This is a genomic window from Actinoplanes sp. NPDC049802, from assembly GCF_040656595.1.
In the GTDB taxonomy this organism is placed as follows: Bacteria; Actinomycetota; Actinomycetes; order Mycobacteriales; family Micromonosporaceae; genus Actinoplanes.
In genome coordinates, this window is the sequence record NZ_JBFAMR010000118.1 from 1 (window position 1) to 15,328 (window position 15,328).

14 protein-coding genes are annotated in these 15,328 nt (G+C 71.5%); 6 read left to right on the plus strand and 8 right to left on the minus strand.

The genetic code is table 11. From position 1 onward, the window contains the following. Positions 1-138 precede the first annotated feature (138 nt). Genes AB0I88_RS38955 through AB0I88_RS38965 form a run of 3 tightly spaced genes read right to left on the minus strand, consistent with a single transcriptional unit; the run spans position 139 to position 2,904 of the window. Positions 139-906 (minus strand): ABC transporter permease subunit, encoded by a 768-nt coding sequence (locus AB0I88_RS38955; RefSeq protein ID WP_361036900.1) that lies wholly within the window; start codon positions 904-906, stop codon positions 139-141. After that, positions 894-1,781, minus strand: a complete 888-nt coding sequence (locus tag AB0I88_RS38960; protein ID WP_361036902.1) for an ABC transporter permease subunit — start codon at positions 1,779-1,781, stop codon at positions 894-896. Before AB0I88_RS38960 ends, AB0I88_RS38955 begins: the two co-directional genes overlap by 13 nt. 1 nt (position 1,782) lies before the next feature. Beyond that, entirely contained in the window at positions 1,783-2,904 is a 1,122-nt protein-coding gene (locus AB0I88_RS38965; RefSeq protein ID WP_361036904.1) for an ABC transporter substrate-binding protein, read from the minus strand. A gap of 211 nt (positions 2,905-3,115) precedes the next feature. Here AB0I88_RS38965 and AB0I88_RS38970 point away from each other — a divergent pair, with 211 nt between their 5' ends. Next, complete coding sequence (locus AB0I88_RS38970) at positions 3,116-3,475, plus strand: hypothetical protein (RefSeq protein ID WP_361036905.1); 360 nt, start codon at positions 3,116-3,118, stop codon at positions 3,473-3,475. Between the two features lie 45 nt (positions 3,476-3,520). Here AB0I88_RS38970 and AB0I88_RS38975 read toward each other — a convergent pair whose 3' ends face one another. Then, positions 3,521-4,165 carry a LysE family translocator gene (locus AB0I88_RS38975; RefSeq protein ID WP_361036907.1) on the minus strand — a complete coding sequence of 215 codons (645 nt, stop codon included), beginning with the start codon at positions 4,163-4,165 and terminating at the stop codon, positions 3,521-3,523. Positions 4,166-4,261: 96 nt separating this feature from the next. Between AB0I88_RS38975 and AB0I88_RS38980 the strand changes: the two genes are divergently transcribed. After that, entirely contained in the window at positions 4,262-5,188 is a 927-nt protein-coding gene (locus tag AB0I88_RS38980) for a hypothetical protein (protein WP_361036909.1), read from the plus strand. Between the two features lie 29 nt (positions 5,189-5,217). Here AB0I88_RS38980 and AB0I88_RS38985 read toward each other — a convergent pair whose 3' ends face one another. The 3 genes from AB0I88_RS38985 to AB0I88_RS38995 are packed head-to-tail and all read right to left on the minus strand — an operon-like array spanning position 5,218 to position 7,848. Then, positions 5,218-5,775, minus strand: coding sequence for a hypothetical protein (locus AB0I88_RS38985; RefSeq protein ID WP_361036911.1), 558 nt, complete (start codon positions 5,773-5,775; stop codon positions 5,218-5,220). Positions 5,776-5,832: 57 nt separating this feature from the next. After that, entirely contained in the window at positions 5,833-7,632 is a 1,800-nt protein-coding gene (locus tag AB0I88_RS38990) for a glycoside hydrolase family 15 protein (protein ID WP_361036913.1), read from the minus strand. A 27-nt stretch (positions 7,633-7,659) separates the two neighbouring features. Beyond that, the gene (locus AB0I88_RS38995; protein ID WP_361036914.1) at positions 7,660-7,848 is read right to left on the minus strand and encodes an antitoxin; all 189 of its coding nucleotides are present in this window, start codon (positions 7,846-7,848) and stop codon (positions 7,660-7,662) included. Between the two features lie 93 nt (positions 7,849-7,941). Here AB0I88_RS38995 and AB0I88_RS39000 point away from each other — a divergent pair, with 93 nt between their 5' ends. Further along, the gene (locus tag AB0I88_RS39000) at positions 7,942-9,399 is read left to right on the plus strand and encodes an ATP-binding protein (RefSeq protein ID WP_361036916.1); all 1,458 of its coding nucleotides are present in this window, start codon (positions 7,942-7,944) and stop codon (positions 9,397-9,399) included. On the opposite strand, the gene AB0I88_RS39005 is transcribed toward AB0I88_RS39000, so the two are convergent. After that, positions 9,396-11,603, minus strand: a complete 2,208-nt coding sequence (locus tag AB0I88_RS39005; RefSeq protein WP_361036918.1) for an EAL domain-containing protein — start codon at positions 11,601-11,603, stop codon at positions 9,396-9,398. The genes AB0I88_RS39000 and AB0I88_RS39005 overlap by 4 nt on opposite strands. A gap of 94 nt (positions 11,604-11,697) precedes the next feature. On the opposite strand from AB0I88_RS39005, the gene AB0I88_RS39010 reads away from it, so the two are divergent. Genes AB0I88_RS39010 through AB0I88_RS39020 form a run of 3 tightly spaced genes read left to right on the plus strand, consistent with a single transcriptional unit; the run spans position 11,698 to position 14,903 of the window. Continuing rightward, on the plus strand, positions 11,698-13,452 hold the full coding sequence (locus AB0I88_RS39010) for a methyl-accepting chemotaxis protein (protein WP_361036920.1): 1,755 nt from the start codon (positions 11,698-11,700) through the stop codon (positions 13,450-13,452). 43 nt (positions 13,453-13,495) lie between these two features. Next, positions 13,496-14,176 carry a phosphatase PAP2 family protein gene (locus AB0I88_RS39015; RefSeq protein ID WP_361036922.1) on the plus strand — a complete coding sequence of 227 codons (681 nt, stop codon included), beginning with the start codon at positions 13,496-13,498 and terminating at the stop codon, positions 14,174-14,176. 10 nt (positions 14,177-14,186) lie between these two features. Continuing rightward, positions 14,187-14,903 (plus strand): phosphatase PAP2 family protein, encoded by a 717-nt coding sequence (locus AB0I88_RS39020; protein ID WP_361036924.1) that lies wholly within the window; start codon positions 14,187-14,189, stop codon positions 14,901-14,903. The last annotated feature ends 425 nt before the right edge of the window (positions 14,904-15,328 follow it).

Sequence of the window (15,328 nt, forward strand, 5' to 3'; positions counted from 1 at the left end):
GAAACCCCTCCGCTGCGCTCCGGCGTTTCATGACCTTCAGGACCGAGCCCGATGATGAACTCCCTTCGGTCGTTCATGAAACCCCTCCGCTGCGCTCCGGCGTTTCATGACCTTCAGGACCGAGCCCGATCAGGTCGTTCATGGACTCTTCTCCTTGGAACGGGTGCCCACCAGGGACAGCACGAGCAGCAGGGCGAACGCGAGCAGCAGCGCGGTCAGCGACACCGCCACCGACACGGTCGCGCTGCTCTTGCCCAGGAACTCGATGGCCACCTGGAGGTTGGTGCGGTGCAGCAGCGACGCGATGGTGAACTCGCCGAGCACCAGGGCCACGGTCAGGAACGCGGCGGACAGCACCGCCGAGCGGATGTTCGGCAGCACGACCCGCCAGATCACGGTCGCCCAGCCGGCGCCGAGACCACGGGCGGCCTCGGCCAGGGTCTGCACGTCGATCGCGGACAGGCCGGTGTCGATGGCGCGGTACGCGTACGGCAGGACCAGGACCGTGTACGCGAACACCAGCGTCAGCGACGAGCCGCCGAGGAAGTAGTTGACCCAGGCGTACACCGGGGCCAGGCCGACCACCAGCACGATCGCCGGAATGGTGAGCGGCAGCAGGCAGAGGAACTCGACCACGCGGCGCAACCGGGGCAGCCGCAGCCGCACCCAGATCGCGGTCGGCACCAGCAGCACCAGCATCAGCACCGACGTGAGCGCCGCCTGCGCCAGCGAGGCCAGGATGCCCTCGGCCAGGGCCGGGTACTCGGTGCTCAGGCGGGGCCAGTCCAGCAGCAGCGGCCAGGTCCGCGGGTCACGGGTGCTGAACTCCACCATGGCCACCAGCGGCAGCAGGAAGAACACGCCCATGACGGTCAGGACCGTCCAGCGGAAGATCACCCGAGCCATTTGGCGGTCCTGGACTCCAACAGCGAGTAGAGGGTCATCACCACGGCCACGACCACCACCATGCCGAGCGCCATCGCCTTGCCCAGGTTCGCCTGCCCGAGGACGACCTCGCTGGTCAGGGCACCGCGGATCTGCAGCGGGACGATCGGGCTGCCCTGGCTGACCAGGGCCGCCGCGGTGGCGTACGCGGAGAAGGCGTTGGCGAACAGCAGCAGCGCCGAACCGAGGAACGCGGGCGCCAGCAGCGGCCCGGCCACCCGGGTCCAGTAGTGCCAGGTGTTGCCGCCCAGGCTATCCGTCGCCTCCCGCCACTGCGGCCGGATGCCGTCCAGTGCGGGCAGGAACACGATCACCATGAGCGGGATCTGGAAGTACGTGTAGACCAGCGTGAGCCCGGGCAGCTCGAAGAGCCAGACGCCCCGCGCGTACGGATCGAGGCCGTGCTCCTGGAGCCAGAGGGTGACGAAGCCGGACAGGCCGATGGTCGCCAGGAACGCGAACGCGAGGGTGACGCCGCCGAACTGCGCGAGCACCCCGGCCGCCGCGGTCACCACCCGCCGGAGCAGGCCGTGCGGCCGCGCGGTGACCAGCGCGTAGGCCAGCACCGCGCCGAGCACCGCGCCGATGACCGCGCTCGCCGCGGACAGGGTGATGCTGCGGCCGAAAGCCGCGAGGATGTGGTCGTCGGCGAGGGCGCGCACGTTCGCCGGCGTGAAACCTCGCCCACCGTCGCCGGTGAAGGCGCCGATCACCACGGTCAGCGTCGGGATGATCAGGAAGATCGTCACGAACGCGAAGAACGGCACCGCGCCCAGGAGGGCGCCGCCCCGCGGGCGTGACCGGCCGGCCACGCGCCGCGGAGCGACTTCGGCCATCTCAGCCAACGGCCTTGGTCCAGTTCGCGGTCAGGTACTCCTTGGCCTTGGTGTTCTGCGCCTCGGTGGGGATCACCACGTCGCCCTCGACCTTCGGCAGGGCGGCGAAGGCGGTCGCGTCGATGGTGCCGGCCTTCTGCATGGCGTCGGCGCGGACCGGGCGGGCGCCGCCCTTCAGCCACAGGTTCTGGCCCTCGTCGGAGTAGAGGAACTCCTGCCACAGCCGGGCCGCGGCCGGGTGCGGGGCGTCTTTGTTGATCGCCTGCACGTAGTACGAGCCGAGCACGGCGCCGGCCGGGACGAACACCTTCCAGCTCGGCATCTTCTTCGACTGCGCGGCGTTCAGGTAGTCCCAGTCGAAGACCACCGGGGTCTGACCGGACTCGATGGTGGCCGGGCTCGGGTCGACCGGCAGGAAGTTGCCGGCCTTCTTCAGGCTGCCGAAGAAGTCCACGCCGTTCTTGATGTCCTCGACCGTGCCACCGTTGGCGAGGGAGGCCATCTGCACGCCGCCGAACGCCGCGCCGGCCTGGGTCGGGTCGCCGTTCAGCGCCACCTTGCCCTTGTAGGCGGGCTTCAGCAGGTCTGCCACGGTGGCCGGGGCCGGCACCTTGGCGCTGTCGTAGCCGATCGACATGTAGCCGCCGTAGTCGTTGGCCCACGCGCCGCCCGGGTCCTTGAGCCCGGCCGGGATCTCGTCGAACTTCTCCACCTTGTACGGCGCGAACATCGCCACGTTGGCAGCCGCCACCGAGGCGCCCAGATCGAACACGTCCGGCGCGGTGTCCTGGCCCCTCAGCTGGTTCGCCGCGTTGATCTCGTCCTGACTGGACCCGTCCGGCTGCGCCGAGTCGACCTCGATGCCGTACTTCGCGCCGAACGCCTTGATGATCTCGCCGTAGTTGGCCCAGTTCGGTGGCAGGGCGATGACGTTGAGCCGGCCCTCCTTCTTCGCCTCGGCGATCAGGGCGTCCATGCCGCCCAGCGCGCCGGCGCTGGTGGCGGTGGCGGCGCCGCTGGTGGACGCCTCGGTCTCCTTCTCGGGCGGGGCGCAGGCGCCGGTCAGCGCGATTATGGTGACGGCCGCGAGAGTGGCGGCCGTGGATCGGGCAAGGGTGCGCACTGAGTTCCTCCTTCTGCGGGCGCCGCAACCGGTGCCCGCTCGGTGGATCATGAAAGTGCCGGGTGGAGGCCAGGCGTACAGCGCCTGAATTCCCCCTCACTTTTCCATGCGCTGTCATTGATCGAAAGCGGTCGCTGAACGTCGATTCCGCATCCGGGGTGTGGCAGACTCAGCGATCATCCGCACTCTCCGACCACACAGGACCGCGCCGGTGACATCTGTGGACCATGCCGTGACCCGGCGCCGCTCCTACCCCGCCCGGCTCGCCGCCGCGGCCGGTGTGGGCGGGATCGCCGTGCACCTGGCCCTGGCCGGGGAGCACGCCGGGCACGCTCCGGCCGTACTGGCCGGTCTCGCGGTGCTCGCGCTGGTCTGCCTGCCGTGCGGCGTCCAGCTCTGGAAACGCCCGGGCGACCGCGCCGCCTGGATGAGCCTGCTCGCGCTCAGCGGCCTCATGATGCTGCTGCATCTGGGGATGCGCCCGGAGGGCGCGATGCTCGCGGTGGTTCTGGCGGTGCCCGCCGTCCAGGCCGTCCTGGGCGCGCTCGCCTTCCTCCACCGGTACGAGTGAGCGCGTCCCCGGACGACCGGTGCGCCCGGCGACGTCGGTCGGCGCCTAGACCGCGAGCGGGCGGCTCCGGTCGGTGGCCAGCCGCACCGCGATCAGGCCGAGGACGCCGCCCATGCACCAGCGCTGGATCCGCAGCCAGCCCGGACGCCGGCCGAGGAACACCGCGATCGTGCCGGCGGCCAGGACGATCGCCAGGTTCACCGTCATGCTGACGGCCAGTTGCACCCCACCCAGCAGGAAGCCCTGCGCCATCACGTGACCGGCGTCCGGCCGGACGAACTGCGGGATCAGTGACAGGTACATCACCGCGGCCTTGGGGTTGAGCAGGTTCGTGAGCAGTCCCATGGTGAACAGCCGCCGTGCCGAGTCGGCCTCCAGCGGCCGCGCCTCGAAGACCGAGGTCCCGCCCGGCCGCAGCGTCTTGAACGCCAGCCAGCTCAGGTACGCCGCCCCGGCCAGCTTGATCGCCTGATACAGCTCCGGCACCGCGGTGAACAGCACGGACAGGCCCAGGTTGGTGGCGGTCAGGTAGATCAGGAACCCGAGCGCCACCCCGGCCAGCGAGACGATCCCGGCCCGGCGTCCCTGGGCGATGCTGCGGGACACCAGGTACATCATGTTCGGCCCGGGCGTGAGCACCATGCCCAGGGCGACCGCGCTGACCGCCAGGATCGAGGACGTCGTCACCATGCCGCCAGCCTTCCGGGCCCGGCGTGCCGTGGCGACGGCCAATCCGCGGGTTCCGGCTCTTGACGGCGCATCGATCGATCGACATAGTCCGTATCCATGAATGTGACACTGTTCCGTTCTTGGAAACGATTGGCGGTGGTGGCCTCGGCCGCCCTCCTCGCCGCGACGCTTCCCGCGCCCGCGCCCGCATCCGCCGCCGGCGCGGCGGTCGCGAGCTACACGACGACGATCAACGGCGACAGCGCCGACGTCTACTACCCCACGACCGGCACCCGGCTGCCCGTCGCCCTCCTCCTCCAGGGCGCCAACGTCGACAAATCGAACTACTCGACGTACGCGGCGACGGTCGCGTCGTACGGGTTCGTCGTCGCCGTCCCCAACCACACCCGCAGCCTGTTCGGGACGAGCGGCCTCTACCCCGAGGGCGTCCAGGCCGGCTGGACCGTCGACTGGGCCGAGGCCGAGGACGACAACCCCGCCTCCCCGCTCCACCAGCGGATCGACGAGAACACGCTGGTCCTCTCCGGACACTCGTTCGGCGCGGCCACCGCGCTCAGCGTCAGCGCCGGCCTCTGCGTCGTCCCGTTCTGCGCGATCGCCGACACCGCGCCGAGCGAGCTCGAGGCGGTCGTCACCTACGGCGGCAACAACGTCCTGTACGGCACGGACCTGGTGCTGCCGGTCCTCAACACCGTCCCGGTCGGTTACCTCCAGGGCCTCGCCGACGGCGTCGCCACCCCGGGCGAGGGCCGGACCACCTACCACCTGACCGCCGGCACCCCGAAGGCGTTCATCTCCCTGACCGGCGCCAACCACTACGGCGTCACCGACGGCCAGAACCCGGCCGGCGCCCTCCCCGACCCGTCCGCGCAGACCCTCGACCAGGCGACCGGCGTCGAGACGATCGCCCGCTGGTCGGCACAGTGGCTGCTGGCCCAGACCGGGGACAGCGCCGCCAAGCGGTACGTCTACACCACCGGCGACGCCGCCGACCCGAACGTCACCGTCACCTACGTCAGGTAGACCCCGGCCGGGACCGGCGCCCGCCGGTGTCAGGCGCGGCCGCGACGGCCGCGCCTGACACCGCGCGGCGGGGGAGCGGCGGCGACCAGATGGTCCGGCCAGGTCAGCCGGAGCGTGCCCCGCGCCTCCCACTCGCCGGTCAGCTCGGTGAGGTCACGGACCGCCGTGCCGACCTGCTCGTCGGTCCACGGGAACACCCCCGGATCCAGCACACCCCAGGCGTTGCGGACCATCGTGGCGGCAGGGGCCGGGTCGTCGGTCTCGACTATCTGATGGATCACCCCGGCCAGCACCTCGGCCACGCCCAGCGTCTGCTTGTTGGCGTCGATGACCCGCTTGCTGCGAGCCGCCGCGTCATGGCGCGGGCGCCCGCTGACCAGGCGCATGTTGGTGAAGACGCCGCCGGCCGCGACCGAGCCGAACAAACCGCCGGCCATCTGCAGAGCCCGCTCGGTCGCGAAGTGCGCCAGGTCGTGCGGAACCCGAAATTTCCGGTCGTAGCCGGGCAGTTGCAGGACCACGCCGTCGGCCCGGTGCAAGGTGGCGACGGTCGCCCCGGTGCTGCTGTGCGCGAACACGACCAGCATGCCGACATCCTGCCACCCGCACCCCCGCCCCGCCATGCCCCCGTTTCCGGGCCGGGCTCAGCGCAGGCCCTCCTTCGCGCGGGCCTCGGACGGTGCCAGGCAACTCGTCAGCGTACGGGCGGTGTCGATCAGCGGCACGTGGCTGAACGCCTGCGGGAAGTTCCCGACCAGCCGGCACGCCCCGGTGTCGTACTCCTCGGAGAGCAGCCCCACGTCGTTGCGCAGCGCCAGCAGCCGGGCGAACGTCTCCCGCGCCTCGTCCTGCCGGCCCATCAGCGCGTAGTTGTCGGCCAGCCAGAACGTGCACGCCAGGAACGCGCCCTCACCCGGCGGCAGACCGTCCACATCGACGTCGTGGCTCTGCGTGTAACGCTGCACGAAACCGTCGCACAGCAGATTCTCCTCGATCGCCGCGACCGTGCCCCGCACCCGCTCGTCGCCGGCCGGCAGGAACCCGACCAGCGGCACCATGAGCAGCGCGGCGTCCAGCTCGTCCGAACCGTAGTACTGGGTGAAGGTGCGGCGGCGCTCGTCGTACCCCTTGGTGAGGATCTCGTCGCGGATCTCCTCGCGCAGCGCCTGCCACCGCTCGCGCGGGCCGGGCAGGCCGAACTCATCGACCGCCTTCACCGCCCGGTCGGCCGCCACCCACGCCATCAGCTTCGAATGCACGAACTGGCGGGGCCCGCCGCGCACCTCCCAGATGCCCTCGTCCGGATCGCGCCAGTGCTCCTCGACGAACTCCATCAGCTTCACCTGCAGACCCCAGGCCGGGTCGTCGGCCTTCAGCCCGGCCCGGCGGCCCTGGTGCAGCGCGTCCATCACCTCGCCGTACACGTCCAGCTGGAACTGGTCGGCCGCGGCGTTGCCGATGCGCACCGGATTGCCGTCGTAACCGGTCAGCCAGGTCGCCACGTGCTCGTCGAGACGGCGCTCACCGGCCACGCCGTACATGATCTGGAGTTCGGCCGGGTTGCCGGCGATCGCCCGCAGCAGCCACTTGCGCCACGCGGTCGCCTCGCTCTGGAAGCCGGAGAACAGCAGCGCCTGGAGGGTGATCGTGGCGTCGCGCAGCCAGCAGAACCGGTAGTCCCAGTTACGGACCCCGCCGAGCCGCTCCGGCAGGCTGGTGGTGGCGGCCGCGACGATGCCGCCGGTCGGGGCATAGGTCAGAGCCTTCAAGGTCAACAGCGAGCGTACGACCGCGTCGCGCCACTCACCCTCGTACGTGCACGCCGACACCCAGCCCCGCCAGTACCCCTCGGTCACGCCGAGCTGGTGCACCGGGTCGTCCGGTACGGGCGCCGGCAGGTGCGACGGGCGCCAGGTGAGAGTGAACGGCACCCGGTCGCCGGCCCGCACCGTGAACGTCGCGCGGGTGGCCATGTTCTCGCCGTACAGCTCCGCCGGGGTGCGCAGCCACACCGCGTCCGGGCCGGCGACCGCGACCAGGTCCGGGCCCTCCCGGTAGACCCACGGCACCACCTTGCCGTAGTCGAACCGCAGCCGCAGCACCATCTCCAGGTCCACCTGGCCGCGGACACCCTCGACGATCCGCACCACCGCCGGCGACTCGGTGCGCGGCGGCATGAAGTCGATCAGCCGGGCCACCCCGCCGGCGGTCTCGAACTCGGTCTCCAGCACCAGGGTCTCGTCCCGGTAGCGGCGCCGGACGGTGTGCTCCCCGGCGGGCGCGACGGTCCAGTGCCCGTTCGACTCGTCACCGAGCAGCGACGCGAAGATCGCGCCCGAGTCGAACCGGGGCACACACAGCCAGTCGATCGATCCGTCGCGCCCGACCAGGGCGGAGGTCTGCGTGTCCGCGATGATCGCGTAGTCCTCGATGGGCAGCGCCATGGGTACTGCGTACCCGCGGCGGCCCGGTCATGAACGTGGCACGGTGTCCCCCTCCCCGGTGCGTTGCTGCGCCTCGTCCACACCGCGGTCGATCTGATCCGAATACTTGTCACCGGTGCGCCGGTCGATCTGGTCGCCGGCCTTCTCCAGGCCCTGATCCACCTGCTCGTCGTGCTGGTCGGCGAACTTCTGCGCCTTGTCGAGGAAGTCGGTCATGGCTTCGGCATGCCCGATGCGGGACGCGTCAAACGGTGCGCGGCCGTGTCACGCTGGGGTGGTCATGCCCGGATCGACGACCGGAGGACACCCATGACCGACGCGAGCTTCGCACGGCCGCGCACCGAGACCTTCGAGTTCGCCGGCGCCACCGTCGAACTGGTCGACGCGGTCACCCTGCTCGCCGCCGCCCGGGTCAACCCGGTCGAGCCGCTGCGCCGGGCCGCCTGGCCGGCGCCGGTCCAGCGGGTCGACCTGACCATCGCGGCCGACGCCGCCGACCACGTCTTCACCGCCCGGATCAGCACGCTCACCACCCCGATGGCCACCGAACGGAAGATGCGCGGCATCGTGCTGGGCATCGACCCACTGGGCCCGCTGCTGGCCCGCCGCATCGCCGCGGGCGACGAGGTGGTGACCAGGATCGTGGACGGTGTCGGGACGGCCGCCGCGGCGGCGTACCGGAAACTGGGTCTGGAGAAGGCCACCGGGCCGGCGGCCGGGCGCGAACCGGAAGTCCTCGCCGACGCCGCCGCCGGTCTCGAAGCGGCCGTCACCTACGAGGCGGACGGCACCGTCGCCCGGCTCGAGTCGAGAGTGCCGCGCGACGACGTCACCCCGGCCCACCTGCGCGCCTTCGTCACCCTCACCCTCCAGGCGGTCACCGACCTGGCCGGGCCGGGCTCGCTCGACGGCCGGCGTTTCGTGATCAGCCGGGAAGCGGCCCCGACGACGCCGCCGACCACCGAGACGGTCACCCTGGACATGGTCGGCGGCCTCGCCGAAGTGGTCGCCGAGCTGCGCCAGATCGCCGTGTCGTTCCGGCATCCGGAGGCGATGGCCCGATGGGGCGCCCGCCGTCCGCAGGGCATCCTGATGTACGGGCCGCCCGGCACCGGCAAGACCATGCTGTCGCGGGCGCTGGCCAACGAGATCGGCGCCGACTTCCGCGAGATCCGCACCCCGGAGATCCTGGACAAGTGGCTCGGCGGTTCGGAACGCAACATCAAGCAGATCTTCCGCGACGCCCGCCGCTACCGTACGGCCACGGTGATGCTCTTCGACGAGTTCGACTCGATCGTCAGCTACGCGGGCGCCGGCGGTGACGCGGCGAGCCAGGCGCTGAACGCGGTGGCCGGCATCTTCAAGCAGGAGATGAACGACCTGATCGAGGAGAACCCGAACGTCATCGTGGTGGCCACCACCAACTTCCCGCACCGGGTCGACGAGTCGCTGACCCGGTCCGGCCGGTTCGACGTGAAGCTGGCCATCCCGCGCCCGGACGAGGCGAGCCGCGCCGAGATCTTCCGCAAGATGATCCGCGGCCTGATCACCGCCCACGAGACGCCCGGCTTCCGGATGTTCGCCGACGACCTCGACCTGGGCGCGCTGGCCGTCGCCAGCACCGGCATGACCGGCGCCGACATCAAGGAGGTGCTGCGCCGCCTCCAGCTCAGCAAGGCCATGCAGGAGGCCCGCGGCGGCCCGGTCACACCGATCTCCCAGGAGGAGCTGGTCACCTCGGTCCGCGACCTGCGCGGCCACGGCTAGCCGGCGGACGCCTCCGCCGGGATCGCGTGCGCCATCACCGGGCGGCCGAAGTGGTAACCCTGCGCCCGCCGGTAACCCAGCCGGTACAGTTCGGCCGCCTGCTCGGCGGTCTCCACACCCTCGGCCACGGCGACCAGGCCCAGCCCGTTCGCCACCTGGATCAGCGAGGTGGCGATCACCGCGTGCCGGCCCGCCATCGTGACGTTCTCGACGAACGACTTGTCCACCTTCAGAACCCGGACCGGCAACGTCTGGAGCAGGCCCAGCGACGAGTGGCCGGTGCCGAAGTCGTCCAGCGCGATCTCCACACCCAGCTCGGTCAGCTCCTGGACGGCCCGGACCGCCGCGCCGCCACCGAACACGGCCGTCTCGGTGACCTCGACGACCAGCCGTGCCGGATGCACGCCGGTCTCCGCCAGCACCGCCGCGACCAGGCCGGGGAAGCCCGGCTCGGCCAGCTGGCGGGCGGAGACGTTCACCCCGAACCGGTGCGGGGCGACTCCCTCACGCCACCACTGCGCGTACTGGAGGCAGGCGGTCCGCAGAATCCACTCGCCCAGCTCGACGATCAGGCCGGTGCGCTCGGCGACCGGGATGAACACGTCCGGGCCGACGTAGCCGCGGTCCGGGCGCCACCAGCGGACCAGGCTCTCCACGGCGACCACGTTGCCGTACGGCAGCTCGACGATCGGCTGGTAGACCAGGTGGAACTCGCCGGAGTTCAGGGCGGTCCGCAGCTCGGCGCCCATCCGGGCCTCCTCGCCGGCCCGGTCGTCCAGGTCGCCGGCGTAGTGGCGGTGCCGGCCGCCGTCGGCCTTCGCGGCGTACATGGCCACGTCGGCGCGGCGCAGGATCTCCACCCGGTCGCCACCGTCGGCGATGCCGATGCTGGCGCCGACCAGCAGATCCTGGCCGCCCGCGTGGATCGGCCGGTGAATCGCGGCCCGCAACCGGACGGCCAGGTCCTCGCAGCGGTCCGGGCACGGGACGGGCAGCAGCACGGCGAATTCGTCGCCGCCCATCCGGGCCGCCATCGCGTCGGCCGGCAACTCCGCGCCGATCCGTTCGGCGACCGCCGCCAGCAGCTCGTCGCCGACCGCGTGCCCGAACCGGTCGTTGACCGCTTTGAAGCCGTCCAGGTCGAGCAGCAGCACCGACGGGGTCCCGGCGGCGACCGCGGCGGTGAGCCGCTCCTCGAAGGCGCGACGGTTCGCCAGCCCGGTCAGGGCGTCCCGCATGGCCAGGTCACCGAGCCGGCCGGCCTGCATCCGCACCTGCTGGACCAGGCCCCACATGCGCAGTACCACGAGCAGGAACAGGACCACCGCGCCGATCCCGAGCGATCCCCAGGAGATCGCGGACGGGCCGGTGAAGCCCTGGTAGAACAGCAGCGCCGGCGCGATCAGGGTGAAGGCGCCCAGCACCGTGAGCCGCGCCCAGCCGATCCGGTCGGTGTGCAGGACGGTGTCCGGGCGCAGCCGCATCGACGGGTGCAGCATGGCGGCGCCCCAGCAGGCGTACGCCATCAGGAACCCGGAGTCGACGAAACCCCCGGTGTACTCGGCCGTGGCGGACAGTGTCGTGTAGAACAGGTCGCCGGTGAGCATCAGGATCGCGCCCACACCCATCAGCCGCAGGCTGACGGTGCGGTTCTCCGGCCGGGTGAGCATCCGGGCGGTGGCCGTGGTCAACAGCACGTCGGAGAGCGGATAGCCGATGGTGACGAGCCGCTCCAGCAGTGGCGCGGCGGTGTCGTCGAGGGTCGGCCCGACCACGAACACCCAGTAGATCAGGCCGATCCCGGTGGAGATGACGGCCGCGTCGATGAGGCCACCCCAGTCCCGTCCGCCGTTGCCGCGGCCCAGCTTCGACAGGGCCGCGAACAGCAGCGGGTACGCGCACAGATAGCAGGCGTCCGCCCAGTACGGGTACGGGTACTCGCCCAGCCGCAGCTCGGTCACGTCGTACGTGATGTCGCCGGAGATGAACACCGCCACCCCGGTCGCGAACAGCGCCCAGGCCCGCCAGTGCTCCGGCCGGTTCCGCCGGATGCCGACCGCCATCGCCACGACCGACGACAGCCCGACCGTGTTGACGTACAGCTTGGCGGGGACGGTGTCGTCGGGGACCAGCGGGAAGCACAGGGCGGCGGTGGCCGCCACCAGCAGCCATACCGCCCAGATCCGGACCGGTCCGTTCCGCATGACTCCGGTGATCGGTCCGCCCGGCCCCGGGTTGAGCGGGCGCCGGGTTGCCAAGCGGTCTCAGCCCGTCGCCGATCGTGCCGAACAGCAGGGTGTGGGGCGAACGCGGCAGGGAGAGCTGCTACCAGCGCTCGGGCTCGTCGCCGTCATGCTGGTGCTGCTGGGCGTGCCGGTGTACCTGATCACCGTGCCCGCCTTCGACCGCCTGGAACGCAACGAGCTCGGCCGGGAGGCCGAGGAGCTGCGGGTCGCGATCGGCGCCCACGCACAGCGGCTGCGCGACTTCGGGGTCACCAACTCGATCTGGACCGCCCTGTACGACGACCTCGCCACCGCCGACGCCCGCCAGTTCGCCGTCGACCTGCCGCCCGACGTGCTCACCGGCCAGTACCAGATCTCGGCGGCGGTGGCCGTCGACACGACCGGGCGGATCAGGGTCGGCGGCCTCATCCAGGACTCCCGCTACACGGCCCTGCCGGCGCCGCTGGACGATCCCGGGGTGCTGCGCGGATACCTGCGCGCCGGCGCGGCGGGGGAGTCGTTCTGCGGGCTGACCAGCGCGATCGGGACCCCGGCCGAATTCTGCGGCTTTCCGGTCCACCGGGACGACGGAAGCGGCCCGTCCAACGGGCACCTGCTGGTGTTCCGGAGCCTGGACGCACCCGGACTGGCAGCCCTGACCGCGCAGACCGACGACCTGGTCAGCCTGCGCGAGCGGCCCCGCTCCGGGGCGCGCGAACTGCGTGAGCTGGACAGCCCGTTCGGCGCCATCACCGTCACCACCACCGAGGTGGGCGACGAGATCGCGGTCGCCTGCACGATCACCGGCGTGGACGGGACCCCGGTCACCTTCGAGGGTCTCAACGGGCGCCCGATCCGCGCCCAGGCCCAGAAGACGCTGCTCCAGCTGAGCGCCGTCGTGGTGTTCGCGGTCATCGTGGCCGGGCTGGCGATCAGCGTGGCGATGCGCCGGGCGGTACGCCGCAAGGTACAGCCGCTACGGCGCACCACCGAGAAGATCATCAAGTCGCGGGACCTGGCGCTGCGAGTGCCCCCGTCCGGTGACACCGACATCGACGCGGTCGGCGCCGCCATCAACGACATGCTCGCCTCGATCGACCGGCACTCCACCGAACTCGCCGAGATCCGCGCCCGGCAGCAGGCGGAACGCGAGGCGGAACTGCGCGAGCAGGAGGAACGGCGTACCGGCACCCTGCGCCTGGCGGAGGCCCAATCCGAGCAGATCATCGGGGGCGTCGCCTACCAGCTGGGCGACGCCGTCCAAGGCGTGGACGCGGTCCGGGCCTCGGTCGACGACATCACCACCGGCGCGGCCGCCGCCCACCACGCCACCGAGCTGATGGCCGGCCACGCGGCGCATGCCGACCGGGCGGCCGAGGCGCTCGCCGTGAGCCTGCCCGCCACCCGGGAGATGGTCGCCCTGATCGCCGCGATCGCCGGGCAGACCCGGATGCTGGCGCTCAACGCGACGATCGAGGCGGCCCGGGCCGGGCCGGCCGGGCTCGGCTTCGCGGTGGTCGCCGACGAGGTGCGCAAACTCGCCGACGACACCACCGAGTCCGCCGAACGGATCACCGCGACGCTGGGCACCCTGACCGCCACGGCCACCGACGTGTCCGCTGCGGTGGCCACCGTGACGGACACGATCGAGAGCGTACGGGCGGCGATCGGCCAGGTCCGCGCGGTCGCCGACGCCCAGCAGGCGACCATCAGCGGGCTGGTCGACCAGGTGCGCGACACGATCGGGCAGATCAACGATTTCTCCACCGACCGGGTACGCCTCACCGGCGGCCAGGCCGGGACCGGCGCCGGACGGGAGCCGCTCTGACCCACAGGTGCTTTCCAGGTGACCTGTGGGGTAATGACTCGTCATGCAGCCGGACAATGACATCTCCCTCGAGGCGCGGGCGGGCGCGGCGGCCACCGTCGCGATCCTGCCGCTGGTGCCGTTCGCCCTGTTGGCCGCCCTGGTGCTGGGCGGCTGGGGCCCGTTGCACTCCTTCGACCGGTCGGTGACCGGCCGGCTTCACGAGGCCGCCCTGGACAGCACCGCCCTGACCACCGCGATGACCTGGTGGACCAACATCTTCCAGCCGAACGTCTTCCGGCTGGCCGCTCTGCTCCTGGTGATCTGGCTGGTCCGCCGCGGCGCCCGCCGTCCGGCCGTCTGGGTGGCCGTCACGATGGTCGCCGGCGGTCTGCTCGGCGGCCTGCTCAAACTGCTGATCAACCGGGACCGGCCGGAGCTCCTGGAGCCGGTGGCGCGGGCCGTCGGGTACGCCTTCCCGTCCGGCCACGCCCTCAACGCGGCCCTCGGCATCGCCGTCTTCGTGGTGCTGTTCCCGCACCTGCGCCTGCTGTGGGTGGCGGCCGTGCTGATCCCGCTGGGCACCGCGGCCAGCCGGGTCGTCCTCGGCGTGCACTGGACCAGCGACGTGGTCGCCGGCCTCCTCCTCGGCGCCGTCGTCCCGGCGATCACTCTCCTGGTTTTCCGGCGCATCGGTTCCGTTCAACGTCCGTTGACGAGTGTCCGGAGTGGCCCGACCGGGTAAAGCACCGGCCGTGCCGATAGCGATGCAGGTTCTCAAGCGGGTGCTGCTGCCGATCGCCGCCCTCCTGGCCTTCATGATCGGGCTCGGGGTGCTGCTGACCCGCGAGGCCACCCACCTGTGGCCACTGACCGTCGAGGACAGTGCCAACCGGTATCTCGCCGGCCACCGTACCGAGACCGTCAGCGATGTGTCCCATCTGGTCAGCGGCATCGCCGACACACCCCGGATCATCGGGGTGACGGCGGTCGCGGCGCTGGTGCTGGCGCTCACCCTGCGCCGGGTCCGGGAGCCGCTCTTCCTCTGCCTCGCGGTGACCGCCCAGGCGCTGGTCTTCTACTTCACCACCGTGGCCATCGACCGGCCGAGGCCGGACGTGCCACGGATGGACGAGTCACCGCCCACCTCCAGCTTCCCGTCCGGGCACACCTCGGCCGCCGTCGCCCTCTACCTGGGTCTCGCCGTCCTGCTGGCGATGCTGGTCCGGCGCACCTGGCTCAAGGCCCTCTGCTGGGCGCTCGTGCTGATCCCGGCCGGGGTGGCGCTGGCCCGCATGTACCGCGGCATGCACCACCCCAGCGACGTGGTCGCCGCGTTCGTCAACGGCGGCGTCTGCGTCTACGTCATGTCCCGCGCGTTCCTCGACCGCCACGTCCCCTGGCGGCGCCCGTCAGCGGAGGCCGGCGGAGCCACCCGCCTCGCCCTCCGCCCCGGCGCGGCAGCCCGGTAACCCAGCCACCCACCCACGGGTCCTCGAGGTCCCGACGCGTATCCGGGACGGGGACTCGCAAGGTGGTGGATCGGAGGGCTCGGATGTCGGATGGTGCCGTGTTGGTAGGCGGGCCGGGCCGGTGTCCAGGACGATGTGTGTTTTGAGAACGCGACACCCGTGGTGTGGTGGGTGTGATGACACCCGTTGCGGGTGTCATGTTTTCGGGACGCATATGGCCGTGATCGGTGTCCCGTCTCCTCGGACGGGGGCCGTCTCCGGGTGAGCCGCGAATCCGTGATCGTCGCGGTGGTTGCGCGTCACGGCTGGTCAGTGTCACATCGGTGGCGTTCATCGAAAAGCCTCCGTGGAAACCCCCGGCTTTAGCCGTGGGGAGGAATCGGATTCCCTGCGGAGCAGGGCAGGGAAAGCCGGTTCGCCGCCAG

Bases quoted from the DNA above. Each gene is read 5' to 3' on its own strand.
- AB0I88_RS39015 (WP_361036922.1), top strand. From the start codon at position 13,496: ATGCAGCCGGACAATGACATCTCCCTCGAGGCGCGGGCGGGCGCGGCG.
- AB0I88_RS38980 (WP_361036909.1), top strand. From the start codon at position 4,262: ATGAATGTGACACTGTTCCGTTCTTGGAAACGATTGGCGGTGGTGGCC.
- AB0I88_RS39000 (WP_361036916.1), top strand. From the start codon at position 7,942: ATGACCGACGCGAGCTTCGCACGGCCGCGCACCGAGACCTTCGAGTTC.
- AB0I88_RS38985 (WP_361036911.1), bottom strand. From the start codon at position 5,775: ATGCTGGTCGTGTTCGCGCACAGCAGCACCGGGGCGACCGTCGCCACC.
- AB0I88_RS38960 (WP_361036902.1), bottom strand. From the start codon at position 1,781: ATGGCCGAAGTCGCTCCGCGGCGCGTGGCCGGCCGGTCACGCCCGCGG.
- AB0I88_RS38975 (WP_361036907.1), bottom strand. From the start codon at position 4,165: ATGGTGACGACGTCCTCGATCCTGGCGGTCAGCGCGGTCGCCCTGGGC.
- AB0I88_RS39005 (WP_361036918.1), bottom strand. From the start codon at position 11,603: ATGCGGAACGGACCGGTCCGGATCTGGGCGGTATGGCTGCTGGTGGCG.
- AB0I88_RS38955 (WP_361036900.1), bottom strand. From the start codon at position 906: ATGGCTCGGGTGATCTTCCGCTGGACGGTCCTGACCGTCATGGGCGTG.
- AB0I88_RS38995 (WP_361036914.1), bottom strand. From the start codon at position 7,848: ATGACCGACTTCCTCGACAAGGCGCAGAAGTTCGCCGACCAGCACGAC.
- AB0I88_RS38990 (WP_361036913.1), bottom strand. From the start codon at position 7,632: ATGGCGCTGCCCATCGAGGACTACGCGATCATCGCGGACACGCAGACC.